The following is a 26,324-nucleotide window of genomic DNA, read 5'->3' as shown; positions in this document are numbered from 1 at the left end:
ATTTTCTAGTTGTCTGTTTCAAAATGTCCATTTTCATCTATCATTTCATATTCATCTAACAATGCTAATGTTTCGTCTACATTTGATTTTGTCATATGATTTAACGTTAAGTTGTATAATTTTTTATCTTTGATTTCCCAGTGTGTCGCTTTAAATCTAGATTGAAAATACGCATCATGTGTTACAACTAATACTTGACCGTTAAAACTTTTTATCATATTTAAAATTAAGTCCTGAGTTGAAATATCAAAGTAATTAGTTGGCTCATCTAAAATTAATAAATTGGCGCCAGAGAAATACAGTAGTACAAATTGAAATCTACTTTTCTCGCCCATAGATAATTGACCAATTGGTTCATTAATTTTTTCTTCATTAAAACCAAATGAAGCTAAAATAGTTTGTGCCTCACTTCGTAATATTTTATTTGTAGTTAATAGCATGGAAAGTGGAGATTCTGCTTCATTTAAGTTTTTGTTTGTCTGATCAAAATATCCAATTTTTAGTGAAGGCGTGATTTTTATATTTCCTTGATTTGGAAGTATCTTTTGTCTGATCATTGCAATTAAAAGTGATTTACCACTCCCATTTAGCCCAGTAATTAAAATATTTTCTTTTTGTTTCATTTCAAAATGAGCATGTTCAAATATATGATGTTCATTTATAGCAACATTGAAGTCTTCAAAATGAATTAAAAAGCGTTTGCGTAAACGATCTTGATGATTAAAGTGATAATGTTTTTGTTCATTATCTGGCTGATTTATCGTCTTCTCATTTAATTTTTCGGTCATTTGTTTTTCTTTTACTTTAGCCTTTTGAGCTAACTTACTGAGCTTCTTCTGCTCAATAGGGCTACGGACACTTGCTTTTTGTTGTGCTGAATGATGCCATGTTTGGATTCGTTGTATCGTGCGATTAAGTTCTGCTATTTCTTTTTGTTGCTTTTCGTACATATTTTGTTGTGTTTGTAACGTTAAATCTTTAATTTCACGGTACTTGGAATAATTACCATGATATTTATTCGTTTTTTCAGATGTTACTTCAATGACATGCGTCGCTGTTTGATCGATAAAATCACGCTGGTGTGATACATAAACAATCGTACGTTTTGATTTTTGAATTTTTCTAATCAGTTGTTCCAACATTTCTATATCTAAATGATTCGTGGGTTCATCCAGTAAGATCAATGGTTTGTTTGACATGAATGCTTTTAATAATGCCAGTCGTGTTTGTTGACCACCACTTAAATCTTGAATTTGTTTTTCTAAATCTTTTTCTGTTAAATTCATTTGATTCGCTTGCGTAATAATACTTTGTTCGAATTCGTAACCATTTAATGCACTATAATTAGCAATATACTTATAATTACTTTTAATCTTCTGTTTTATCTGCAGCAATTCAGGATTTATAGCCATTACATAGTCTATTCCTGTTAAGTGTTCATAAACAGACATATTTTGATGCATTAAATAAGCTTCATCTTGATATTTCATCTTTATTGCTTCTAACAATGTTGTTTTCCCTACGCCATTGTTACCAATCACTGCAACATGTTCGCCCTTATCAATTTGAATTTCTACAGAGTTAATTAATTTTTTACCAAATTTTTCAAATGGCTTTTGAACATAATAAAAAGACATACCAATTCCCTCTTTCTCAAGAGATACGATATGCCTTAACCATCCGAACATTATATATGTTAGGTATTTTCCTGATCACTTTTTATTAAGACATAATCGTATCCCATATATTACTTTTTGATTAAATAAACTGTTTTGATTGTTCTTATGAGATATATCCATTGTCTTAATAAGACCACCTAACTTTTTTTAATTTCATACAGTATAACAGTGAGCAATTTCTTACGCAAGTTTTATTTAGACTGTTATACTGCAATATATTAATATATTTAAGGAGGACATCGTGTAATGAACGATTTAAAATTATCTGCGCTTAATCTCGTTCCTATTAGAGAAGGTCAAACCGATCAAGATGCAATTAGCGATATGGTTAAATTAGCACAAAATTTAGAAGAACTGGATTATGAGAGATATTGGATTGCAGAACATCATAACGCACCTAACCTTGTCAGTTCAGCCACTGCGTTATTAATACAACATACATTAGAACATACTGCTAAAATAAGAGTAGGTTCTGGTGGTATCATGTTACCTAATCATGCTCCACTTGTTGTTGCAGAACAATTTGGGACAATGGAAACTGTATTTCCAAATCGCGTTGATTTAGGTCTAGGTCGGGCGCCAGGTACTGATATGATGACAGCGAGTGCCTTACGTAGAGATCAACACAATGGTGTTTATGAATTTCCTGAAGAAGTAGAACAACTTGCGACTTATTTCGGACCGGGTAATCAACAAACTTATGTCCGTGCATATCCAGCAGTTGGTAAAAACGTTCCTCTTTATATATTGGGTTCTTCAACTGATTCAGCACACTTAGCTGCACGCAAAGGATTACCTTATGTCTTTGCTGGGCATTTTGCACCACAACAAATGAAAGAAGCAATTGAAATTTATAAAGAACTTTTTGAACCCTCGGACGTGTTGAGCAAACCATATGTGATTGTTTGTTTAAATGCAATCGTTGCTGATACAGATGCTCAAGCAGAATATCTGGCAACGACACAGGCTCAAGTTATGGTAAGTATAACTCGAGGAAGAATGCAACCTGTACAACCACCTACTGACGACTTAAGAGGACTACTCACCCCTACTGAGTATGAAATAGCAAAACAACGTATGCAAAGTTCACTTGTTGGTTCTGAAGATACCGTCAAACAAAAATTACAATCATTTATAGATGAATATGGTGAAATAGATGAATTGATGGCTATTAGTTACATTTATGATCAGGAAGCACAACTCGAATCATATCGTAAGCTTAAAAATATGATTACAACGCTAAATTAAATATAAAAAAAGCCGAGTTCTTATGTAAGAAACTCGGCCTCTTTATATTTAAGCGAAAAAGCTTAAACTTTTAAGACAATTTTATTTTTTATCGTCTTTTTTATCATCTTTTTTATCGTCACTGCCACCAGTGAAATTATCGATTTGTTCAGATGCTTGTTTTGCTTTTTCGTTATCAGTATCTTTTAATTTGTCAGAAACGTTTTTTGCAGTTTCTTTTGCTTTATTTAAGAAATCAGCCATAATAAAACCACCTTTTTAGTATTAGTTAACGATTATTATTTTTTAAATTTATCGATAACTTCATTTGCTTTATCTTTTGCATTTTCTACTACTTCTTTGGCTTTACCAGAATTTTTATCTTCTTTGCCTTCTTTTTCTAATTCTTTATTGTCGGCTACGTTACCAACTGTTTCTTTAACGTTTCCTTTTGCTTGTTCGAATTTATTTTCATCAGCCATAAATAATACCTCCTTAGCAATGTATTAATTAAATACCACAATACTTAAGTCATAAACATTTAAAACAAACTTTTTTAAATATTTTCAATTAATGTCAAAAAATGTTTAATTAACAATGTTATTCACATCTTAAATATAGAACATATATCCATCTAAATTATTCGTTTCATTATAATCTGCTAGGTATTTCAATGTTGTATTATCTAATACTTCTCTTACTGCATCTCTCATTCTAATCCAAAGTTGTTTCTGTGCAGGAGGTTCAGAATCAATACTTTCTACGAATGTAATTGGTCCTTCTAACAAACGAATAATGTCACCAGCCGTAATTTCTTCAGCTGAAACTCTCAATTGGTAACCACCTTTTGCACCACGAACACTTCGAATTAAACCTGCATTTCTTAATGGACCCACTAGTTGTTCTAGATAAAGATCACTTAAATTATTTTCTTCAGCTATAGATTTTAACGAAACACATCCTTGCCCTTGTTTTTTGGCTAAGGATATCATTAGTGTTAAGCCATATCTACCTTTTGTTGATATTTTCATTATATAACCTCACTTAATTCGAATACTATATATTAACATTCTATCATTTTTTACGTTAAGATAATATTAGAAAGGTGTGAAAGATTGTGACGAACGAACCACTCGCTTCAAGAATGCGACCAAATAATATTGATGAGATCATTTCACAGGATCATTTAGTTGGTGACAAAGGTATTATACGCAGAATGGTCAATACCAAACGATTATCGTCCATGATTTTTTATGGTCCCCCTGGAATTGGCAAAACGAGTATTGCTAAAGCTATTTCAGGCAGTACCCAATTTAAATTCCGCCAACTAAATGCTGTAACTAATACAAAAAAAGATATGCAACTCATAGTTGAAGAAGCAAAAATGTCTGGACAAGTCATTCTATTACTAGATGAGATTCATCGTTTAGATAAAGCGAAGCAAGATTTTTTATTGCCACATCTTGAAAATGGAAAAATTGTATTAATTGGTGCTACAACTTCAAATCCATATCATGCAATTAATCCTGCTATTCGATCAAGAGCACAAATCTTTGAGCTATACCCATTAGATGAAAACGACATAAAAGTTTCTTTAGAGAGAGCTCTAACCGATGAATCACGCGGTCTAGCTTCATACAATCCAGTCATTGATGAAGAAGCGATGAATTATTTCACAACGCAAAGCCAAGGAGATGTCAGAAGTGCGCTGAATGCTTTAGAATTAGCCGTACTCAGTTCAGAAGTGATTGATAACCAAAGACATATTACATTGGAAGATGCTAAAGATTGCTTACAAAAAGGTGCTTTTGTCAGTGATAAAGATGGCGACATGCACTATGATGTGATGAGTGCATTTCAGAAATCAATTCGAGGAAGTGATGTTAATGCAGCATTGCATTATTTAGCACGTTTGATAGAAGCTGGAGACTTACCTACTATTGTCAGAAGATTATTAGTTATTAGTTATGAAGACATAGGTTTAGCTTCGCCAGGTGCTGGACAACGTACTTTAGCAGCGATCGAATCTGCTGAAAGACTCGGTTTTCCAGAAGCAAGAATTCCTTTGAGTCAAGCGGTAATTGAATTATGTCTGTCACCTAAATCTAATTCTGGAATCACTGCTATCGATGCAGCACTGTCAGATATTCGTAAAGGTCATGTAGGACAAATTCCTGATCATTTAAAAGATGGGCATTACTCAGGCGCCAAAGATTTGGGTAGAGCGATAGGCTATAAGTATCCTCATAATTATGACAATGGTTTTATACCACAACAATATTTGCCAGACAAATTAAAAAACAAAATTTACTATACGCCTAAAACAACATCAAAAACTGAACAACAGCTTAAATCTATTTTTGACAATATCAATAAGGCGCAACAAAATAAAAATTAATTTACAACCATATCAAACAACCGCGTTGACACATTACAGAAGACTACATGTGTTAAACGCGGTTGTTTATTTCTTTTATTTATCTTTGATTCTTGTTACGGGTATATCTTTTAAAATATCATTCACTACATAGCTTGCACATATTAGTCCTACAACACTGGGTACAAATGCATTTGAGGATGGTGGCATTTGGCCTTTTCTAGTTGGCGCATTTGCATCGCCAACAGTTTCTTTGACATCTTCTCTTATGACGATTGGACTTTCATCTGAGAATACTACAGGAATCCCTTTGAATATACCTAACTTTTTCAATTTACGACGTATCAATTTAGCCATTGGGTCCATATAAGTTTTAGAAATATCTGCAATCTGGAAACGTGTAGGATCTGTTTTATTTGCGGCACCCATACTTGAAATAACAGAAATACCTCTTTCGAGACATTCTTTCATAAGATGAACTTTGTAAATAAGTGTATCGCTCGCATCTAAAAAATAATCTATATCATAGTTATTAAACAAGGCTTCATAAGTTTCTTCTGTATAAAACATATGAAGTGATGTAACTTTACACTCAGGATTGATTAATTTAATGCGCTCTTCCATTAATGTTACTTTACTTTGACCAATTGTAGATGTTAATGCATGTAGTTGACGATTAACGTTCGTTATATCAACATCGTCTTTATCTATTAATATAATATGGCCTATATTAGTACGAGCTAAAGCTTCAGCTGCAAATGAGCCAACGCCTCCTACTCCTAAAACAACAACGGTTTTTTGTTTTAATAAATCTAAACCTTCTTTGCCGTATGCCAATTCATTTCTCGAAAATTGATGTTTCATTTTTAAACTCCTTATTTAGCGAATACTATTATCATAACATTTTTGATTGATGATTATTTGTAAAACAATATTTTTTGTTAATTTATAACGATATAAAAAATACGCAAGACCGAAGTCTTGCGTACCGATAGAGTCCGTGCGTGCCGTAGTTATAAATTGCTTGATCATTCGGCCTGCTATTAACAGGTGGGTGCCCTGTTTCTTGTTTTGCAAGTCCTCCTTGAGAGGCGTGTGCGCTGCAAGAAAACCTATTGGGCTCCCGGATCAAAGAGTGTTAGGCCCAAATATGAAGCAAACTTACGAACACGACAGATGACTACCTTATGCAAGTATAATAACACATTATTGGAATTTAGCAAGAATAAAGACTTGGTAAAAATTAATGTCTAATTCTTAATGATAATTCTTCTAATTGATTTTCTGATACTTCGCTAGGCGCATTTGTTAATAAACAAGTTGCAGATGCAGTTTTAGGGAATGCAATTGTGTCACGTAAATTCGTACGACCAGTTAACAACATCACTAAGCGGTCTAAACCTAAAGCAATTCCACCATGTGGTGGTGCGCCATATTTAAATGCATCTAATAAGAAACCAAACTGTTCCCTAGCTTGCTCTTCGGTAAATCCTAATACTTCAAACATTTTTGATTGTAAATCTTCATTATGAATTCTAATAGAACCGCCACCGAGTTCATAACCATTTAGCACAATATCGTATGCATTAGCTTGAGCATTTTCAGGTTCAGAATCTAATTTATTAATGTCTTCTTGTTTTGGTGCTGTAAATGGATGATGGGCAGCAGTATAACGTTTTAACTCTTCATCATATTCAAGCAATGGCCAGTCTGTTACCCATAAGAAATTTAATTTACTTTCATCAATTAAATCTAATTCTTTAGCCAATTTTAATCTTAGCGCACCTAAACTTTGAGCAACAACATTAGGTTTGTCAGCTACAAATAATACTAAGTCTCCAGTTTTTGCACCAGTCAACGATTTTAATTTTTCAACATGGTCTGCTTCAAAGAATTTAGCTATAGGGCCGTTTAAACCTTCTTCAACTACTTTCACCCACGCCAAACCTTTCGCACCGTATATATTAACAAATTCAGTTAAAGCATCAATATCTTTTCTAGTGTAATTATCAGATGCACCTTCAGCTACAATTGCCTTCACTTGTCCATCGTTATTTACTGCATCTTTGAAGACTTTAAAGTCCATGATTTCACCAAGTTCTGAAACGTTAATTAATTCCATACCAAAACGTGTATCTGGTTTATCAGAACCAAAACGTGCCATTGCTTCATTATAAGTCATTCTTGGGAATGGACGCGCCACTTCCACTTCTTTCACATCTTTTACAACTTTTTGTAACATTTCTTCGCCCATATCCATGACGTCTTCTTGATCAACAAAGCTCATTTCAATATCAACTTGTGTAAATTCTGGTTGACGGTCTGCACGTAAATCTTCATCACGGAAACATTTAACAATCTGATAATATTTATCAAAGCCACTAATCATTAACAACTGTTTAAATATTTGTGGTGATTGAGGCAATGCATAAAATTCACCTTCATGAACACGGGATGGTACTAAATAATCGCGCGCACCTTCTGGTGTTGATTTAGTTAGCACAGGTGTTTCTATATCATAAAAACCTTCACCATCTAAATACTGTCTAATTGAACGCGTTGTTTGATGTCTCATCTTAAATGTTTGTGCTAATTCTTGACGTCTTAAATCTAAATATCTATATTTTAGTCTTATGTTTTCATCCACATTTTGATTATCTTCATTTAATGCAAATGGTGGTGTTTCGGCTTTATTAATAATTTCAATCTCTGAAACTTGTACTTCAACTTGACCTGTTGCAATTTTTGGATTTACTGTTTGAGGGTCACGTTTTTTTACAATACCTTTTACTTGTACAACGTACTCAGATCTAATTGTTTCAGCTATACGCAAAGCTTCTTCGGAAAAATCTGGATTAAAGACAATTTGCACATAACCTTCACGATCACGTAAATCTACAAAGATAAGTCCACCTAAATCTCTGCGATTATGTACCCAACCTTTTAATATAACTTCTTGTTCTAATAATGATTCAGTTACTAAACCACAATATGTTGTACGTTTACTCATGATATCTTCTCCTTAATTTCTAAAATAGTTAACAAGTTCATTTAAATCAATACGTTCTGATGTTCCAGTTTCCATATTTTTTACATTAATATTTTTTTCTTCTAATTCTTGATCACCAATAACAACAGTATGTTTGGCATTCAGTCTATCAGCTTGTTTCATTTGTCCTTTAACTTTACGTTCCATATAATCTTTATCCGCTTTAACACCATTTTTACGTAAATCATTCAATAATTTTACTGCAAAACGGTCTGCTTCTTCACCCATAGTAACGATAAATAAATCAAAATCATGGTCAACATCCAAATCAATGTCTTCTTCTTCTAATGCCATTAGCAATCTTTCAATGCTAAGTGCAAAACCAATACCTGTTTGACTTGGACCATCTAGCAATTCAAGTAGACCATTATAACGGCCACCACCACATAAAGTCGTAATCGCACCTTCATAATTTGGATTATCAATCATCAGTTCAAATGCTGTGTGTGTATAATAATCTAAACCTCTTACTAAATTAGGATCTTCTTCATATTTGATGTCTAAATCGTTTAAATGCTGTTTTACTTCCTCAAAATATGCTTTTGAATCATCATTTAAATATTCTGTAATGCGCGGTGCTGTTTTCACTGCTTCTTTATCTTTATCAACTTTACAATCCAAAATTCTCATTGGATTAGTGTGCAAACGCGCTTGGCAATCCTTACAAAAATCGCCAATTACTGGTTCAAAATGTTTAACCAGCGCTTCATTATATTCTTTGCGCGAATCAATATCGCCAATACTATTAATAACTAATTTTAAATGTTTAAGACCAAATGACTGATAAATATGCATGACCATTGCTAAAATTTCAGCATCAATACTAGGATTTTCTGCACCTATGGCTTCTACACCAAATTGTGTAAATTGACGATAACGTCCTTTCTGTTTTCGTTCATAACGGAACATTGGACCATTGTAGTACAATTTAATCGGTTGGTTAGGTAATCCTTGCATTTTATTTTCTATATATGAACGTACTACTGCAGCAGTACCCTCAGGTCTCAAAGTGATACTGCGGTCGCCTTTATCTTTGAATGTATACATTTCTTTTTGAACGACATCCGTAGAATCGCCAACGCCACGTGCAAATAATTCAGTGCTTTCAAAAATAGGCGTGCGAATTTCTTCATAATTATATAATTCCATCAATTCGTCTAATTTTGCTTCTATATATCGCCATTTTTTTGTTTCGCTTGGTAAAATGTCTTGTGTTCCTCTAGGAATATTTATCATAAAACCTCTCCTTTTATACAATAAAAAGCCCCTTGCATAACTATACAGTTATACAAGGGACGAATATCCGTGTTGCCACCCTATTTGGTTGACATAGTTTATCAATAAGCTATATCAACCCACTTCATACGGATAACGTTCGTCACACGGCTTTAATTTCATAAAGCACCTCTTCTTGCGTTTTAATAACTAAACTACTAAGCATAATTTTCCAGCCTCGAATTATGTCTCTACACATTTTAAATGTTGACGTTTCATTTAGCATAGTCAAGAATAATAACGGTTTTAATATAGAATTCATATCTAATAATAACGAGTTATTGATTAATATGCAACCTTTTTATTCTGAAAAATATGCACGTAAACCATCGACAACTGCTTGTTCAACAATGTGGCGATGTAATTGATTCGTTATCATATTTTCATCAGTTGGGTTACTAATATAACCTAACTCTAGTAAAACAGCGGGAACATTCGTCTGTCTCAATACTTGAAAGTTTTCTTGTCTAGCGCCTTTATTTGTCAGTAACGCTTTCTTTTGTATGTAAATATTTAATGTTTCTGCAAGTGCTTTTTGATTATCTTGAAGCCAATAAACTGTAGTTCCATTAGCTTTAGAAGATTTTAGCGAATCATTATGTATGCTGATAAAAGCATCACCTTTAATATTACGATCGTCCAAACTAACATAACTATCTGAACTTCTCGTCATACTTACAGTCGCGCCTTCTTTTTCAAGAAGACTTTTCAATTCTTTTGCTGTTTTCAGTGTATAAACTTTTTCAGTGCTCTTCTTTTTTGTATTACTTGAAGCTCCCTGGTCACTTCCCCCGTGACCAGGATCAAGTACAATTGTTTTATCTTTAAGTGGTTTATCGTTTGCATTAGCATCTGCTTGAATATCTAGGTTTGTATGCCAACCAGCCACCCAACCTTTATCTTTATGATTACTTGATTCAACTTCAATCCATTTGCCGGATTTACCAATTTTATTATAACTTTGACCTTGATTAGCAGGTTTAATAGTAGGATATACAGCATTTGGACCTGTTCTCAAATCAGTATCTTCCGTTATATATATCGTACCCGCATCTTCATCATTGTGATTTAAAAAAGCAATGAGCATAAAAATAAATATGACAAATGCTAACGTAACAATAAGCATTGGGAAATTTTTTAAATTATGTTTATCTAGCCAAGTATTGATTGTTTTCATACGATTTTGCCATCCTGACTTTCATAAATAATTGTCACGGGGCCATCGTTGGCAATATTAACAAGCATATCTGTACCAAATTCTCCTGTTAATACATTTATGTTATAAGTGCGTAATGCCTCATTAAATTTTTCATAAAGTTCATTTGCTTTTTCAGGTGGCATTGAATTGGTAAAACCAGGTCTATTACCTTTTCTTACGTCTGCATATAGTGTGAATTGTGAGATAGAAAGAATCTCTCCACTTACTTGCTGTAAATTCAAATTAAGTTTGCCATTCTCATCTTCAAACAATCGGGCATTCACTATTTTTCTTACTAATGTATCAATGTCCGCTTCAGTAGACGATTTACCTACTCCAACAAGCAAACAAAAGCCTTTATTAATTTTATTATCTATTGAACCATTAGAAACGGATGCTTCTTTCACTCTTTGAACAATAATCCTCATGTGTATTTCACCTCTAATTCCAAACTCTTGTTACTGTGTAAACATCTCCAAGTTGTTTAATCTTATCAACAACTTGATAGACTTCATTTACATTTTTCACCATAACACCAATATTAATGATTGCATTTTTATCAATATCTGAACGACCAGAAACTTTAACTAAGTTACTTTTAGTGGAATTAACGGCTTGTAAAACTTCATTTAATAATCCATTTCGGTCATAAGCGGTAACTTCTAAGTCAACTTGATAACGTTGTGTCGCATCTTTAGAGCGTACCCATTCAACACTAATTAATCTGTCTTTTTCATTTTTGATATTAGGACAATCCGTGCGATGCACCTTAATACCATGCCCTTTAGTGATATATCCAACAATATCATCACCAGGGATTGGATTACAACATTTTGATAATTTAATCAGTACATTTTCAATTCCCTCGACGTATACGCCACTATCTGTAGTGATGTCGTCCTTAATTGGCACAGATTTTTGTACTTCTTGTACTGAATTTAATGCTTTTTGTTTGTCTTGAATGCGTTGCTTTTCTGTTAATTTATTAACAATTTGTAACGCTGTAACACCACCAAATCCTACTGCGGCAAATAAATCTTCTTCATTAGAGAAATTATATTTATCTTTTACGACTTCAATATTATCATCCGTTAAAACTGCATCTACACGGAACCCTTGGTCTTTTATTTCTGCTTCGACCATAAACTTACCTTTTTCAATATTAGAAGAGCGATCTTGTTTTTTAAAGAAACTACGTATCTTACTTTTAGCACTAGAAGATTTAACAATTTTTAACCAATCGCGACTTGGACCATAAGAGTGCTTACTTGTTCTGATTTCAACGATATCACCAGTATTGAGCACGTAATCTATCGGCTCAATTTTTCCGTTAACCTTAGCACCAATCATTTTGTTTCCTACTTCGCTGTGTACAGCATATGCAAAGTCAATTGGAACAGCACCATAAGGTAATTCTATTACATCACTTTCTGGCGTAAAAGCATAGACTTTATCACTTTGTAAATCAAATTTTAATGTTTCCATAAACTCTTCTGCATCGGTGGTAGTACTATCCGTTTCAGCGAGTTCTTTAATCCAATTTAATTTTTTATTGAAATTTTGTGTTTTTTCAGTAACTTTTTTGCCTTCTTTATATGCCCAATGCGCTGCAACCCCGTGTTCTGCAATTTCATGCATTTCATAAGTTCTTATTTGAATCTCTAAAGGATCGCCATTCGGTCCAACAACCGTTGTATGTAAAGATTGATACATGTTTTGCTTTGGCATAGCGATATAATCTTTGAATCTACCTGGCATGGGTTTCCATAGTGTATGCACAAGACCTAGTACTGCATAGCAATCATTTATTGAATTAACGATAATTCGTATGGCTAACAAATCAAATATTTGGTCGAATTGTTTCTTTTGTTTAACCATTTTTCTATAAATGCTATATATATGTTTAGGCCTACCATTAATATCGCCAATTATATTCATTTTTTCCATGTCTGAATCTATGCGATTAATAGCATTTTGTATATATTCTTCTCGCTCACTTCGTTTTTTCTTCATCAAATTAACAATTCTGAAATATTGCACACTATCAATATATCTCAGTGCTGTATCTTCTAATTCCCATTTAATCGTATTAATCCCTAACCTATGTGCCAATGGTGCATAGATTTCTAAAGTTTCTTTTGATATTCTTATTTGTTTTTCTCTTGGCATTGCTTTCAGTGTTCTCATATTATGTAATCGATCCGCTAATTTTACTAGAATAACACGCACATCTTTTGCGATTGCAATAAATAACTTGCGGTGGTTTTCTGCTTGTTGCTCTTCTTTGGAACGATATTTCACTTTTTTAAGCTTCGTCACACCTTCTACGATTATGGCAATTTCTTCATTAAACATGCCTTTTACATCATCAAACGTATAAGGTGTGTCCTCAATCACGTCATGTAAAAAACCTGCAACAATGGTTGGGCCATCTAAATGCATTTCAGTTAAAATCCCAGCTACTTGTATGGGATGCATAATATATGGTAAGCCATTTTTTCGAAATTGACCTTCGTGTGCCTCATAAGCTAGATGGTAACTCTTCAATACATACTCATAATCTTCTTTTGACAAATATGATTTTGCTTTGGATAATACTTCGTCCACACTGTATGGATATTCATTGTTCACTTAAGACACCCCTATACTAAATATTAATCACGATTAGATACCCAGTATTATTTTATATCGATTGTAACGTATTTTTACGCTATTAGGTCAAATTATGTATAATAGTTATATAATACTACATGTTATTAAATAAATAAATGCGTACATAAGACAATTGGCAAAATGTAGCTGAATTTTAATTTTTTAATTCAAGCAAAAGATAATTTAAGTTAACGAATCATATTACTATTTTATAAATATAAAAAGATTTCAGGACATAAATGTCTCTGACTAAACAAAAAACGATAATTTCTATTGAAATAGTGTAGAAATTGTCGTTTTCTTTTTTATCAAATAGTGTAGCTCATTGAACTACTATTCTCCATACATTCAATGCCATTAGGACAAATCCTTATTCTCTTTTGACTTTGTCTATCCCTCAAACTGACATTCGAGTGAAACCCAAAATAGCCTTCATGAATCCAAAACTGGTTCTACATCAATTTTTCTTTGACTGTAGATTCTTTAGCCTCTGGTTCTGAAAGCTGCTGATTAATTTGAGATTTAAAATACTCTCACTTAAAATACTTCATTATCTTCTTATTAGTTTTTGAATTGCTTTTCATACATCAATTTTTAAGTGGACATTTTAAACAATCATCACATTCGTAACATTTGAGTCATGTTATAATCTTTACACATAAGGACCTCGTTAATTTGGTTTAGTAGTATTTATTAAATTATACGAAAGGGTCTTACTTTTTGAATAAAAATGCAAATTGTACTGATTTTGTAGCGTTCTGACGCCCGGGGGCATAGTATGAGCGAGAGACTACAGGCTCGAGCCATATCCCCACGCAAGCATGCACGATCAAAATCGGAAGATTTTAAATATAAAGAGGGCAAATCCATTGTTAAGGATTTGCCCTCTTATTTTAAGAATGGGGAGTTATGTCCCAGTCTCTATAAAATTTCTTTAATTATAAATGTGATTATTCATCGTATGAAATTAAACTCATTACGTCGTAATCTTTAATTTTTTCAATACCTTTTAAATATTTTAATTCTATAATAAATGCAATACCTACAACAATACCACCTAATTGTTCAACTAACTTAATAGCCGCTTCAATCGTACCGCCAGTAGCTAATAAATCATCTGTAATTAGCACACGTTGCCCTGGTTTAATTGCATCTTTGTGCATGGTTAATACATTTGTACCATACTCCAAATTATACTCAAAACGAATGACTTCTCTAGGAAGTTTGCCTTCTTTTCTCACTGGTGCAAAGCCAATACCCATGGAATATGCAACAGGACAACCAATGATGAATCCTCTAGCTTCCGGCCCTACAACTACATCAACGTCTCGTAGTTTTGCATATTCAACTATTTGATCCGTGGCATAACCATAAGCTTCGCCATTGTCCATTATTGTTGTAATATCTTTGAAGTTAACACCTGGTTGTGGCCAGTCTGATACTTCAGATACATATTGTTTTAAATCCATACAAACTTCCTCCTATTATTCTACCAATTCATCCTTTATCCATTGCTTCAAACGATTAAAATCCTCATAAAGCAATAACTTTTCAACTTCAATTCTATCGATACGACTTTGATAATATTTACTTGAAGCAATATCACGTTTTGTTGAAACATTATTTAATTTAATTATACCATTTTCAACTTGAATAAACTCTAAATCTAAGAAAACTTTCAAGATAAATTTAAGTATATGTGGTTGAATGTTTAAAAATTTACTTAATTGTACACCTTCATTAGCTAAATTTGTTTCTTTTTTAGCTGCAAGTGCTTTAAAACATTGTTTAAATGTTTCCATTTTTGGCATACCTTCAAAGTATATTGATCTATCATGATTTAACACGAGATAAATTTGAGATATATCAACTGTTTTTAATGTTGTTTTTAAATCATTAATGGATGTTGGCAAATCTCTAAAGACGTATTTTTCATACTTATTAATAATTTCATCACCATAATAGTGATAATTTTCACCTAACTTTTCACTTCTTTGATGAATCAAGTAAGCAACATTCTCAGTATCTGCATTTAAATCATTTACTTTGTTTTTGCTTCTATAATCTAAAATCTGTAAATTATGACTTGCTAAATCTTCAATCATAAATTGAGGAGATTGAAATCCATTCCATTCATTAATTTGTAATGTTCCAATTACATTGATAGGTTGTTGCACACCCAATTCTTTTACTAAGTGACCGCTTTGCCAAAAGATTGCTTGTAATTGACTTTCTCCAATAACGAGTTTTAAGTGTTTTTTTTCTTGACCAATACCCTTTACTTGTTGAACAAGTACGTCTTGTAATTCGAAGCACGGACTAGTGAAGTCAGTACCAAATGGTCGCAATCTTTGAATATCTTTAATATTTTGTATAGTAATATCACCTTCTGAAATAGTTACATCAACTTTTTTACGTGGTTCAAGTGAAGTTGTTTCTGCTAATTGTGCCATCCATTCATTTAAACTATTCTGTAACGGTTGAATATTTTCTATAGGCATTGTAACCCCAGCTGCCATATGGTGGCCACCAAATTTCGTGATTAACTGTGAATAATCACTTAAAATTTCAAACATTGATACTTGATCAATGCTTCGAGCTGAACCTTTTGCGTGGTTTTGGGCTTCATCAATATTTAAAATTAATGTTGGAAGACTGTAAGTTTCAACAATTCTTGACGCTACAATACCAAGTACGCCTTCATGCCAATCTGTTTGAGCTAACAGTAAGAATTTTGAGCCTTGCTGTACTTGTTCTTCTGCCATTACAAGTGCTTCTTCAGTAATTTGAGAAACGATATCTTTACGTTCTTGATTAAAAAATTCAACTTGTTCAGCTAAAAACATAGCTTCATCTTCTGTTTCAGTCATTAATAACTCTGCAGCTAGCGCAGCATCCTCTAAACGTCCTACAGCATTTAATCGTGGTCCTATAATAAATCCAACAGTTTCTTCATTTATTTCGTCATTATAACCAGCTTGGTTTAAAATAGCTTTTATTGATGGCGGACAATATTTATTTAATGCCGCTAAACCATTTTGAACCAGCGTTCTATTCTCATCCGTTAAAGATACTAAATCAGCAATTGTTCCAATAGCAACCAAACCAAGAAAATGAACTGGTGGTTCATCCAATAAACATTGAGCCAACTTATAAGCAACACCTGCACCACACAGATATTTAAATGGATATTCAAACTCAGGATGCATTGGATGGACAATCGCATATGCATTAGGCATTGTTTTACCAATTTCATGGTGGTCTGTGACAATAACGTCAACACCTAGGTCTTGAACCATTTGTATTTCATCATGCCCTTGAATACCATTATCCACTGTTATAATTAATGATATCCCTTCATCATAAGCATTTTTAAAAGCCAATTCATTTGGCCCGTAACCTTCAGAAAAGCGATTCGGTATATACCAACCTACATGAGCACCAAGTTCTTTCAATGTAGACACCAATATAGTCGTTGAAGTGACACCATCCGCATCATAATCTCCATATACTAAAATCTTTTGGTTTTGATCTATCGCTACATTGATACGCTCAACAGCTTTATCCATATCACTCATCTTCCAAGGATCATGTGTAATTTGAACCCCTTCTAAAAGATTTCGAATATCAGTTTCATCTGTTATACCTTTACTTTCCAAAACTTTTTTTACAATAGGAGTTAGCTTTAAATCTGTTGCAATATTTTCTGCTATTTCAACTTCAGGTAATTTAACGTCCCAATTATATTTTGATTTAATCATACTATCCTCCCTCATTTCCACAAGCAATTATACAAAAGAATTTGAAAAATAAAAAGTGGTAACCTTTATTTCAAACATGCTTAAAACTTAATACGATTTTGCATCGTGTTGACGCCCGGGGAAATGATATGAGCGAGAGACTTCAGGCTCGAGCCATATCCCCAGGCAAGCATACACGGTCAAAATCATAAATATTAACAATAAAAAAGGACCAATTCTTTATTACTTATTATTTCAAACTAATTCATATTATTAAGTTTTCAAAATAAGAACATCATTAATTTATTAGGATTAATGAATTGTTTCAAATGAGCCTTTACTTTTATATCTTGAGAAATATTTCAAACAATTTTGCATCGTGCTGACGCCCGGGGAAATGATATGAGTGAGAGACTACAGGCTCGAACCATATCCCCAGGCAAGCATGCACGATCAAAATCGTAAATATTAACAATAAAAAAGGCTCCCTTCAAGGTTTACATTTTTAAATGTCTACTTTGAAGGGAGCCTGTCAGAAACATGGATTAGTCTTTTATTTAGAGTGTGGGCTTTTGACCACCCTATTTTATATTAGCTCATTTTTCTATATTAATTAGACTAATATTTTTTCATCATTTGATTTTTTCTCTTTATATACAATAAGTTTATTGTCATTTGATTTTTTAAGCTGACGTTTTTTCATGATTCCCCATAAAGGAACAGCTATAAATACTGATGAGAATACGCCAGATATTAAACCAATTAATAACGCTAATGAGAAATTGAAAATACTTGGTGCACCGAATGCTAATAGTGCAACTACAACTATGATAACTGTCAATACTGTATTGATAGAACGCGTCATTGTCTGACGAATTGATCTATTAACAATATCATCGATTTGTTCAGGTTTCGTAATCACTTTAACTTTATGCAAGTTCTCACGTACCCTGTCAAACGTTACAATCGTATCATTAATTGAGTAACCGATAATAGTTAGCACAGCTGCAATAAATGTAATGTCGACTTCCAATCTAAACAGACTAAATACAGCCACAATCATAAACGCATCGTGTAATAGTGCTAACACTGAGGACAATCCCATACGCCATTCGAATCTGAATGTGATATAAATAATGATACCGATAGCTGCATATAATAGCGTCATCATTGCATTTTTTGCTAATTCTTGACCTATAACTGGTGAAACAGTATTAACTGTTGGATCATTACCAAATGATTTATCAATCGTGTCTTTAATTTTTGACACTTCATCTTTAGATAAATCATTTTTGAATTGTACTGTTGCGTTTTTGCCGTTTTCACCTAAAGAAACTTGGGTAGGTTTAAAATCTTGATCCTCAAGTGTTTTTGTCACTTTCGCTTCAGATATTTTATCTTTCGATTCAAAATCAACTCTTGTACCACTTGTAAAATCAATACCTAAGTTAAGTTTGAAAACAAACAGTATAACTGCACCGACAATTAAAATTAGTACGCTTAGTGACAATAATGGTTTGGCTAACTTCATGAAATCCCAACGCTCATACGGTGTTTTTAAATCATGAACTTCCTTACCTTCATTTATATCTGCAATATGATGCTTGTTGACACCAAATAACCAAGATGATTTCTTGAAGAAATTTGAAGAAACAAGTAGTGAAAGTAACCATCTTGATAAAAATACTGCCGTTACAAAAATCATTAAAATGCCAAGTAGCAACATTGTAGCGAAACCTTTTACAGAACTTTCACCAAAGAAGAACAATACAGCAGCAGCAATGACTGTTGTAAGCTGTGCATCAACTATGGTTAAGAATGAACTTTTATTCGCTTTTTTATAGGCTTGTTTGAGCGTTCGTCCAATTTTCAGTTCATCTTTAATCCGTTCATACATGATAATATTCGCATCGACTGCCATACCGACACCCAGTACTAAAGCTGCAAGGCCTGGCAACGTTAATACACCAGAAATGAAATTAAATGCAACTAATGTTAAATAAATATAAACAGTAAGTGCAATAACAGCTACTAGCCCTGGTAAACGATAGAAACCTAACATAAATAAATAAATTACCGCTATACCGATAGCTGCAGCAAATATTGTTTTATCTAAAGCATCTTGTCCAAATTGTGCACCTACAGAATTAGAGTAAATTTCATTAAGGTCTACAGGTAATGAACCAGAATTTAATAAATCTGCAATTTGTTTTGCTTCTTCAATACCTTTTTCGCCTTTAAATCCACCAGAAATTTCTACACTATCTGAGTTGATAGGTTTGTCAACTGAAGCAGCAGACACATATTTTGGATCTTTTTTGTTCATTTCTTTATGGTAAGTATCACCTTTTTCGTGATCTAACCATACAACCATGACGTTTTCATCTTTTTTAGAAATTTCTTCAGTTACTTTTTTGAATTTATCACTATCTTTTAATTTAAAAGTAACTGCGGGTTGATTCGTATTCTGTTTAAATTCTTGTTTTGCTGAACCTTGTTGAATATCTTTACCCGTTAATTTGATATTGTCATCAGCATCACGAATCGTTAAATTAGCTTGTGAAGATAAAATTTCTCTTGCTTGAGATTGATTTTTTATACCTGCTAATTGCACACGGATTCTATTTTTATCTTCCACTTGAATCTTAGGTTCAGAAACCCCTAAAACGTTCACACGGTTTTCAAGTGTTTTTGCTGTGGCTTTTACAGCTTTATCATCAATTTTATCACCTTTTTGTAAAGGATCAACTTGGTATAAGACTTCAAAGCCACCTTGTAAGTCTAATCCGAGGCTGACGTTTTTAACTACATTTTTATATGTAAGTCCTATCCCGCCTAACAATAGAACTACAAGTAATATAAATGCAACTATTCTACTACTTTTCTTCACTTGAACACCTCATTGTAAGCTTATGTTATAAATTCATAATTCAATCGCATTCGATTTCATATACTAAACGATTAAATTTTCTCAATAACCTTTCATATTTTAACACATTACATAAAGTGTAAAAACAAACTTAACTTATTTGTAACTTCTTTTTAAATGTAAGTGTTACCAATTGTAATGATTATTTAAGCTATTTAAAAATTTGATTTTGTCTATCTTTCATTATAACACCAACTATGTCTTTAAAGTCCAGTATCTTTAGGTTTTATTAAACAAAAAACGAACTGATAGTATATATCAGTTCGTAATCATAACTTCATTTATGAAGGATCAACTTGTTTAATAGCTGGTTTTTCTAAAGTGATTTCTGTACCATTACCATTTAAAGTTAATACAACTGTAGTTTCGTCAACGCTACGTACAGTACCTTTAATTCCACCTATAGTAGTAACATGTTGACCTGATGAAATTTGGCTAATCATTTCACGATGCTCTTTAGCCTTTTTTTGTTGTGGTCTAATTAAGAAGAACCACATTAATACTAATAATAATATCGGTAATATCAATGAAGTAAATTGCATATAGTTATTTCTCCCTTTTAAAAGTTTTTTGGGTTTTCTACATTTAGTCCATACTGTTCAAAGAATTCTTCTTTAAAATCAAGTAAACGATCATCGCGAATAGCTTGTCGGATGTTTTCCATTAATTTCAGCAAGAAATGTAAATTATGATAAGTAGTAAGACGGATACCAAAAGTTTCTTCTGCTTTTATTAAATGTCTTATGTATGCTCTACTATAATTTTTACAAGTATAGCAGTCACAATTATCATCAAGTGGACCTAAATCTTCAGCATATTTAGCATTTTTTATAGTAACACGACCATGTGAGGTCATACATGTACCATTACGTGCAATACGTGTAGGTAATACACAATCAAACATATCCATCCCTCGAATGCTACATTCTATTAATGCATCTGGTGAACCCACACCCATTAAATAACGCGGCTTATCTTTAGGCATAAATTGTTGTGTATGCGAAACCATATCATACATTACTGGCTTTGGTTCTCCAACAGATAAACCTCCGATAGCATAACCGGGAAAATCCAACGCCACTAATTCTTCAGCGCTTTGTTGACGTAAATCTTTATATTCTCCGCCTTGGATAATACCAAATAAAGCTTGATCTTCAGGTCTTTGATGCGCTTGTAAACATCTGGCAGCCCATCTACTTGTTCTTTCGATTGAATCTTTTACATATTTATATTCAGCTGGCATAGGTGGACATTCATCAAATGCCATCATAATATCTGAACCAAGATCATTTTGAATCTGCATTGATTTTTCAGGACTCAAGAATAATTTAGAACCATTAGTATGATGACGGAATTCAACACCTTCTTCAGTAATTTTCCTTAAATTACTTAAACTAAATACTTGAAAACCACCTGAATCTGTCAGTATTGGACCATTCCAGTTCATGAACTGATGTAATCCCCCACTCTTTTTGATAATATCATTTCCTGGTTGCAACCACAAATGATATGTATTTCCTAATATTATTTTTGCTTCCATCTGATGCAATTCTTCAGGACTCATCGTTTTAACTGTGGCTTTAGTTCCAACAGGCATAAACATTGGTGTTTCAAACGATCCATGTGGTGTATGCACGATTCCTAATCTTGCTCCAGATTGTTTACATGTTTTTATATGTTCATATGTTACAGCTGGCATACAAAAACTCCTTTCGTTTCATTCCTAAAAAATTAACATTGCATCGCCGAAACTAAAAAATCTATATTCTAATTTGACAGCCTGTTGATAAGCGTTCAAAATATAATCTCTTGAACTAAATGCCGAAACTAACATCACTAGCGTTGACTTCGGCAAGTGAAAGTTTGTTATTAAACCATCTATTGCTTTAAAATCAAAACCAGGATAGATAAAAATATCAGTCCATCCACTCTCTGCTACAAAATTATTATGTGTTTGCATAATGGTTTCCAATGTTCTAGTAGAAGTTGTACCTACTGAAAAGATACGATGCCCATTTGCTTTTGTAGCATTTAGTAAATCTGCTGTTTCTTGATTCATTTGATAATATTCACTGTGCATTTCATGATCATCAATATTTTCAACACTCACAGGTCTAAATGTACCTAACCCGACATGTAAAGTAATAAAAGCAATATTAACACCTTTAGCTTTTAATTGTTCAAGTAGTTCATCAGTAAAATGAAGTCCTGCTGTAGGAGCTGCAGCTGATCCTGATGCTTTTGCATAAACAGTTTGATAACGATCTGGATCATCTAAGCGTTCTTTAATATATGGAGGCAGTGGCATTTCACCCAATTCATCCAAACGTTCTTGTAGTATACCTTCATAATTTAAACGCATGATTCTTCCGCCTTGATCTAAAGTTTCAAGACATTCAGCAACTATTTTACCTTCACCAAAAGATAATTTGTCGCCTACTTTAATTCTTTTTGCTGGCTTCAATAAGACTTCCCAGTCATTATCTTCAAGTTGTGTTAGCATTAACATTTCTACTTTTGCACCAGTCTCTTCTTTTAAACCAAATAAACGTGCTGGCATCACTCTGGTGTCATTAAGTACTAATGTATCTCCTGATTCAATATAATCAATAACATTTTTAAAGTGCTTATGTTCGATATTTCCAGTTTTTCTACCAAGCACAAGCAATCTACTCTCATCTCTATTTTTCAGAGGCGTTTGAGCGATTAATGATTCTGGCAAATGATAATCAAATGCTTCAATATCCAAAACTATTCCTTCTTTCCATTCTTACTAAAATGTTCAAAAGCATACGCTGTCGCTTTACGCCCTCTTGGTGTACGTTCAATAAATCCTTTTTGTATTAAAAATGGCTCATAAACATCTTCAATTGTGACACGTTCTTCACCAATTGAAACAGCGATTGTATCTAAACCTACAGGGCCACCTTTATATTGCTCTAAGATACAGTTCATCATCTTATGATCGATATAATCTAACCCTTCATCATCAACTTGTAATAATGCTAGAGATTGCTTTGTAGTTGCAATACTTATCAATTCATCTTCTTTAACTTGTTGAAAATCTCTAACTCGTTTTAACAGCCTATTCGCCACTCTCGGTGTACCTCTGCTTCTTTTCGCAAGTTCTATGGCACTTTCATCATCTATAGTCGTACCTAATACTTCTGCGGTACGGATTATAATTTCTTTCAATTCATGTTCTTTATAATATTCTAACCTCAGATGAACCCCAAATCTATCACGTAAAGGTGCAGTTAAACTCCCAGCTCTTGTTGTAGCACCTATTAATGTAAAAGGCGGCAAGTCAATACGTATACTTCGCGCTTCTTCTCCTTTACCTATCACAATATCAAGAAAGAAATCTTCCATTGCTGGATATAAAACTTCTTCTACGACACTACTCAATCTGTGAATTTCATCGATAAATAATACATCACCAGGTTGTAAACTAGACAAAATAGCAGCCAAGTCACCCGGTCGTTCAATAGACGGTCCAGAAATAGTTCTAATATTAACTTCCATTTCATTAGCAATGATATTGGATAAAGTCGTTTTACCTAATCCAGGGGGGCCAAATAAAAGTACATGATCTAACGGTTCTTTCCTAATTTTAGCTGCTTTGATAAAAACTTCTAAATTTGATTTAATCGTTGATTGTCCTATATATTGGCGTAATCTTTCTGGTCTTAAAGATAATTCAAATGATGATTCATCCTCATGCATAGACTGATCTACCATTCTATCATCCATTTATATTTCCCCCTTCATAAAAATTCAGCAAACTTAAGATATAAGCAACTGTAAACCTCGCTTCACTGCATCATCTATTGATTCAAAAGATTCCTTAGCTAAAGTTTTTTCAACTTTATTCAACTCTCTCTTAGAATAACCCAATGCTTCTAAAGCTAATAATGCTTCTTTTACAATTGCAGAATTTTGCGGATTATTTTGGTCCACATTAAACAATTGACTGCTATCTTCTTCTGTTACTTGTACTTTACCTTTGAGATCTAAAACAATTTGCCGTGCTGTTTTTTTACCTATACCAGGAAATTTTGTTAAATAAGCATCATTTTCATTTTCAATTGCAATTTTCACTTCGTTTGGTGAGCTACTAGCTAAAATTGCTAAAGCTGATTTGGGACCGATACCTGTCACTTTAATTAAACTTAAAAACATGTCTTTTTCTTCTTGATTAATAAAGCCATAAAGTAGCTGTGCATCTTCTCTTACAATCAATGAAGTATGAATCAAAATCTCTTGGTCTTTATATTTTTGAAATCGATATGAGTTTGGAGTTTGAATCTCATAACCTACACCTGAAGCCTCTAAAACTACATGCGTGGGATTTAAAACGGTTAAAGTTCCTTTAATATATGCGTACACAGTCACACTTCCTTATATAGTCATACTAATGAGTTCCACATTAGAAATATGTTCAATCTTTTTTAATGCGTTTATGACTTCATCTATTTCTAAATCTGTGCCTTTGCCATCTAATGATAATGTAATGGTAGCTCTACCGTCCATCGGTATACTTTGATGAATCGTCAACACTGACAAATCTAATTTAGAAAGTGTATTTAAAACCTCAGCTAACATGCCTATGATGTCATTCACATACAAAATCAATGTAAACTCTCTTGTTTCTTCTAATTTCTCGTCAACTGGAAATATCGTATCACGATATTTGTAAAACGCACTTCGGGATAAATCGAATTGTTTCACTGCTTCAAATATGGACAATGATGGGTCATTTTTCAAAACTTCTTTGATTTGTAAAGTTTTAACCACTGATTCAGGTAACACATCTTCACGTATTAAATAAAACTTTTTATTTTCATTTTTGTCCATATCATACACTCCTATTCAACAAATTCAAATTCTCCACCAAGTATTCTTACAATATCTCCATTTTCACAACCACGTTCACGTAACGCATCATCAATACCCATTGAACGCATTTGACGCGCAAAACGTCTAACTGCTGGATCACTATTAAAGTCAGTCATCTTGAACATTCTTTCTATGGCTTTACCACTCACTACGTAAGCAGCATCATCGTCTCTAGTAATCGTAAATGCATCCTGACTAGGTGTATATTTATAGACTACTCTATTTACACCTAAATCTTCTTCTTCCTTATTAAAATCTACATCTTTGACCTCTTCTAATGTATCAGCAATAGCATATAATAATTCATCAATATTGTCGTGCATTACAGTAGACAAGGGAATAATGCGTACACTTTTGTCATTTAATTGCTCTTTAAAAATGGTTAAATTATCTTCTGCATCAGGGATATCCATTTTATTAGCAACTACAATTTGTGGTCGTTCTTCTAATCTATGTTCATAAGCTTTTAATTCTTCATTAATAACTTGATAATCTTCGTAAGGATCGCGACCTTCTGAACCACTCATATCAATCATATGCACGATTACTTTAGTTCTCTCAACGTGTCTTAAAAATTGGTGACCCAATCCAACACCTTCAGAAGCACCTTGTATAAGTCCAGGTAAATCTGCCATCACAAAACTACGATGATCTTTGGTAGAAACAACGCCAAGATTAGGTTTAATTGTTGTGAAGTGATAAGCTCCAATCTTTGGTTTTGCTTTAGAAACCGTTGATAATAATGTAGATTTTCCAACACTAGGGAAACCGACTAAACCAACATCTGCGAGTAGTTTCAGTTCCAAAGTAACCTCAATTTCTTCACCTGGTTCACCGTTTTCACTAAAATCTGGTGCGGGGTTTCGTGGAGAAGCAAAGCGGGAATTTCCACGTCCTCCACGACCACCTCTTGCAACTGTAGCACGCTGCCCATTCTCTACTAAATCAGCTAGGACTTCTTCGGTTTCTACACTTTTAATGATTGTACCTGGTGGTACTTTTAATACTAAATGCTCAGCATTTTTACCGTGCATATTACTGCTTTGACCACCTTCACCTCTTTTAGCTTTGAAATGTGTTTGGTATCTGAAATCTAATAACGTTCTTAGACCTTCATCTACTTCGAACACAATTGAAGCTCCGTTGCCACCATCACCACCTGCTGGACCGCCAAATGGTACATATTTCTCTCTTCTATATGCAGTTATACCATTACCGCCATCACCAGCTTTGAGTGATATTTTAACTTGATCAACAAACATGATTTCACCTCTTTTTTATAAAACTTAATTTACATAT

General features: G+C 33.2%; 22 protein-coding genes, 1 other RNA gene and 1 pseudogene. 2 read left to right on the top strand and 22 right to left on the bottom strand.

The features are described 5' to 3' along the window. Positions 1-5: 5 nt before the first annotated feature. Entirely contained in the window at positions 6-1,637 is a 1,632-nt protein-coding gene (gene sal / locus NST87_RS06100; RefSeq protein ID WP_019469419.1) for a Sal family ABC-F type ribosomal protection protein, read from the bottom strand. Between the two features lie 288 nt (positions 1,638-1,925). On the opposite strand from sal, the gene NST87_RS06095 reads away from it, so the two are divergent. Continuing rightward, the gene (locus NST87_RS06095) at positions 1,926-2,927 is read left to right on the top strand and encodes an LLM class flavin-dependent oxidoreductase (protein ID WP_040030020.1); all 1,002 of its coding nucleotides are present in this window, start codon (positions 1,926-1,928) and stop codon (positions 2,925-2,927) included. 81 nt (positions 2,928-3,008) lie between these two features. Here NST87_RS06095 and NST87_RS06090 read toward each other — a convergent pair whose 3' ends face one another. The 3 genes from NST87_RS06090 to cymR all read right to left on the bottom strand — a co-directional run bounded on the left by NST87_RS06090 (position 3,009) and on the right by cymR (position 3,937). Continuing rightward, positions 3,009-3,170 (bottom strand): hypothetical protein, encoded by a 162-nt coding sequence (locus NST87_RS06090; RefSeq protein WP_019469421.1) that lies wholly within the window; start codon positions 3,168-3,170, stop codon positions 3,009-3,011. A gap of 35 nt (positions 3,171-3,205) precedes the next feature. Continuing rightward, positions 3,206-3,388, bottom strand: coding sequence for a CsbD family protein (locus tag NST87_RS06085; protein WP_040030019.1), 183 nt, complete (start codon positions 3,386-3,388; stop codon positions 3,206-3,208). A 129-nt stretch (positions 3,389-3,517) separates the two neighbouring features. Further along, positions 3,518-3,937 (bottom strand): cysteine metabolism transcriptional regulator CymR, encoded by a 420-nt coding sequence (gene cymR / locus NST87_RS06080; protein ID WP_019469423.1) that lies wholly within the window; start codon positions 3,935-3,937, stop codon positions 3,518-3,520. Positions 3,938-4,023: 86 nt separating this feature from the next. Between cymR and NST87_RS06075 the strand changes: the two genes are divergently transcribed. Further along, positions 4,024-5,304 (top strand): replication-associated recombination protein A, encoded by a 1,281-nt coding sequence (locus NST87_RS06075; protein WP_019469424.1) that lies wholly within the window; start codon positions 4,024-4,026, stop codon positions 5,302-5,304. 75 nt (positions 5,305-5,379) lie between these two features. Here NST87_RS06075 and NST87_RS06070 read toward each other — a convergent pair whose 3' ends face one another. From NST87_RS06070 to obgE, 18 genes and pseudogenes are all read right to left on the bottom strand, one after another. Beyond that, positions 5,380-6,147, bottom strand: coding sequence for a tRNA threonylcarbamoyladenosine dehydratase (locus tag NST87_RS06070; RefSeq protein ID WP_019469425.1), 768 nt, complete (start codon positions 6,145-6,147; stop codon positions 5,380-5,382). A 127-nt stretch (positions 6,148-6,274) separates the two neighbouring features. Continuing rightward, a non-coding RNA gene (ssrS, locus tag NST87_RS06065) (6S RNA) lies at positions 6,275-6,465 on the bottom strand. 61 nt (positions 6,466-6,526) lie between these two features. Next, positions 6,527-8,293, bottom strand: coding sequence for an aspartate--tRNA ligase (gene aspS / locus NST87_RS06060; protein WP_340721404.1), 1,767 nt, complete (start codon positions 8,291-8,293; stop codon positions 6,527-6,529). Between the two features lie 12 nt (positions 8,294-8,305). Next, positions 8,306-9,568: a histidine--tRNA ligase gene (hisS, locus tag NST87_RS06055; RefSeq protein WP_019469427.1), complete on the bottom strand. Its 1,263-nt coding sequence runs from the start codon at positions 9,566-9,568 to the stop codon at positions 8,306-8,308. 340 nt (positions 9,569-9,908) lie between these two features. Beyond that, entirely contained in the window at positions 9,909-10,784 is an 876-nt protein-coding gene (locus NST87_RS06050) for an N-acetylmuramoyl-L-alanine amidase (protein ID WP_019469428.1), read from the bottom strand. Then, positions 10,781-11,233, bottom strand: coding sequence for a D-aminoacyl-tRNA deacylase (dtd, locus tag NST87_RS06045; protein ID WP_019469429.1), 453 nt, complete (start codon positions 11,231-11,233; stop codon positions 10,781-10,783). Before dtd ends, NST87_RS06050 begins: the two co-directional genes overlap by 4 nt. Before the next feature lie 13 nt (positions 11,234-11,246). Beyond that, positions 11,247-13,436 (bottom strand): RelA/SpoT family protein, encoded by a 2,190-nt coding sequence (locus tag NST87_RS06040; protein ID WP_019469430.1) that lies wholly within the window; start codon positions 13,434-13,436, stop codon positions 11,247-11,249. Between the two features lie 217 nt (positions 13,437-13,653). Further along, a pseudogene (locus NST87_RS06035) lies at positions 13,654-14,092 on the bottom strand (transposase); the annotation flags it as partial. Between the two features lie 315 nt (positions 14,093-14,407). Then, positions 14,408-14,926: an adenine phosphoribosyltransferase gene (locus tag NST87_RS06030; RefSeq protein ID WP_019469431.1), complete on the bottom strand. Its 519-nt coding sequence runs from the start codon at positions 14,924-14,926 to the stop codon at positions 14,408-14,410. Between the two features lie 15 nt (positions 14,927-14,941). Continuing rightward, complete coding sequence (gene recJ, locus NST87_RS06025; protein ID WP_019469432.1) at positions 14,942-17,218, bottom strand: single-stranded-DNA-specific exonuclease RecJ; 2,277 nt, start codon at positions 17,216-17,218, stop codon at positions 14,942-14,944. 592 nt (positions 17,219-17,810) lie between these two features. Beyond that, positions 17,811-20,087 (bottom strand): protein translocase subunit SecDF, encoded by a 2,277-nt coding sequence (gene secDF, locus NST87_RS06020; RefSeq protein WP_019468515.1) that lies wholly within the window; start codon positions 20,085-20,087, stop codon positions 17,811-17,813. 320 nt (positions 20,088-20,407) lie between these two features. After that, the gene (yajC, locus tag NST87_RS06015; protein ID WP_019468514.1) at positions 20,408-20,668 is read right to left on the bottom strand and encodes a preprotein translocase subunit YajC; all 261 of its coding nucleotides are present in this window, start codon (positions 20,666-20,668) and stop codon (positions 20,408-20,410) included. Between the two features lie 17 nt (positions 20,669-20,685). After that, the gene (gene tgt / locus NST87_RS06010) at positions 20,686-21,825 is read right to left on the bottom strand and encodes a tRNA guanosine(34) transglycosylase Tgt (RefSeq protein WP_019468513.1); all 1,140 of its coding nucleotides are present in this window, start codon (positions 21,823-21,825) and stop codon (positions 20,686-20,688) included. A 24-nt stretch (positions 21,826-21,849) separates the two neighbouring features. Beyond that, positions 21,850-22,875, bottom strand: coding sequence for a tRNA preQ1(34) S-adenosylmethionine ribosyltransferase-isomerase QueA (gene queA / locus NST87_RS06005; RefSeq protein WP_019468512.1), 1,026 nt, complete (start codon positions 22,873-22,875; stop codon positions 21,850-21,852). A 2-nt stretch (positions 22,876-22,877) separates the two neighbouring features. After that, complete coding sequence (gene ruvB, locus NST87_RS06000) at positions 22,878-23,879, bottom strand: Holliday junction branch migration DNA helicase RuvB (protein WP_019468511.1); 1,002 nt, start codon at positions 23,877-23,879, stop codon at positions 22,878-22,880. A gap of 33 nt (positions 23,880-23,912) precedes the next feature. Further along, positions 23,913-24,515, bottom strand: coding sequence for a Holliday junction branch migration protein RuvA (gene ruvA, locus NST87_RS05995; protein WP_019468510.1), 603 nt, complete (start codon positions 24,513-24,515; stop codon positions 23,913-23,915). A gap of 12 nt (positions 24,516-24,527) precedes the next feature. After that, entirely contained in the window at positions 24,528-24,983 is a 456-nt protein-coding gene (locus tag NST87_RS05990) for an ACT domain-containing protein (protein WP_019468509.1), read from the bottom strand. 11 nt (positions 24,984-24,994) lie between these two features. Further along, positions 24,995-26,287 (bottom strand): GTPase ObgE, encoded by a 1,293-nt coding sequence (gene obgE / locus NST87_RS05985; RefSeq protein WP_019468508.1) that lies wholly within the window; start codon positions 26,285-26,287, stop codon positions 24,995-24,997. Between the last annotated feature and the right edge of the window lie 37 nt (positions 26,288-26,324).

This window comes from Staphylococcus sp. FSL W8-0271 (assembly GCF_038006605.1).
GTDB lineage: Bacteria > Bacillota > Bacilli > Staphylococcales > Staphylococcaceae > Staphylococcus > Staphylococcus cohnii.
The sequence above is the reverse complement of the archived record's forward strand: the minus strand, read 5'-3'. Positions and strand labels throughout refer to the sequence as shown.

Coding starts and splice junctions, on each gene's coding strand:
- sal (WP_019469419.1), bottom strand. CDS start 1,637: ATGTCTTTTTATTATGTTCAAAAGCCATTTGAAAAATTTGGTAAAAAA.
- NST87_RS06095 (WP_040030020.1), top strand. CDS start 1,926: ATGAACGATTTAAAATTATCTGCGCTTAATCTCGTTCCTATTAGAGAA.
- NST87_RS06090 (WP_019469421.1), bottom strand. CDS start 3,170: ATGGCTGATTTCTTAAATAAAGCAAAAGAAACTGCAAAAAACGTTTCT.
- NST87_RS06085 (WP_040030019.1), bottom strand. CDS start 3,388: ATGGCTGATGAAAATAAATTCGAACAAGCAAAAGGAAACGTTAAAGAA.
- cymR (WP_019469423.1), bottom strand. CDS start 3,937: ATGAAAATATCAACAAAAGGTAGATATGGCTTAACACTAATGATATCC.
- NST87_RS06070 (WP_019469425.1), bottom strand. CDS start 6,147: ATGAAACATCAATTTTCGAGAAATGAATTGGCATACGGCAAAGAAGGT.
- aspS (WP_340721404.1), bottom strand. CDS start 8,293: ATGAGTAAACGTACAACATATTGTGGTTTAGTAACTGAATCATTATTA.
- hisS (WP_019469427.1), bottom strand. CDS start 9,568: ATGATAAATATTCCTAGAGGAACACAAGACATTTTACCAAGCGAAACA.
- NST87_RS06050 (WP_019469428.1), bottom strand. CDS start 10,784: ATGAAAACAATCAATACTTGGCTAGATAAACATAATTTAAAAAATTTC.
- dtd (WP_019469429.1), bottom strand. CDS start 11,233: ATGAGGATTATTGTTCAAAGAGTGAAAGAAGCATCCGTTTCTAATGGT.
- NST87_RS06030 (WP_019469431.1), bottom strand. CDS start 14,926: ATGGATTTAAAACAATATGTATCTGAAGTATCAGACTGGCCACAACCA.
- recJ (WP_019469432.1), bottom strand. CDS start 17,218: ATGATTAAATCAAAATATAATTGGGACGTTAAATTACCTGAAGTTGAA.
- yajC (WP_019468514.1), bottom strand. CDS start 20,668: ATGCAATTTACTTCATTGATATTACCGATATTATTATTAGTATTAATG.
- tgt (WP_019468513.1), bottom strand. CDS start 21,825: ATGCCAGCTGTAACATATGAACATATAAAAACATGTAAACAATCTGGA.
- ruvB (WP_019468511.1), bottom strand. CDS start 23,879: ATGGATGATAGAATGGTAGATCAGTCTATGCATGAGGATGAATCATCA.
- NST87_RS05990 (WP_019468509.1), bottom strand. CDS start 24,983: ATGGACAAAAATGAAAATAAAAAGTTTTATTTAATACGTGAAGATGTG.
- obgE (WP_019468508.1), bottom strand. CDS start 26,287: ATGTTTGTTGATCAAGTTAAAATATCACTCAAAGCTGGTGATGGCGGT.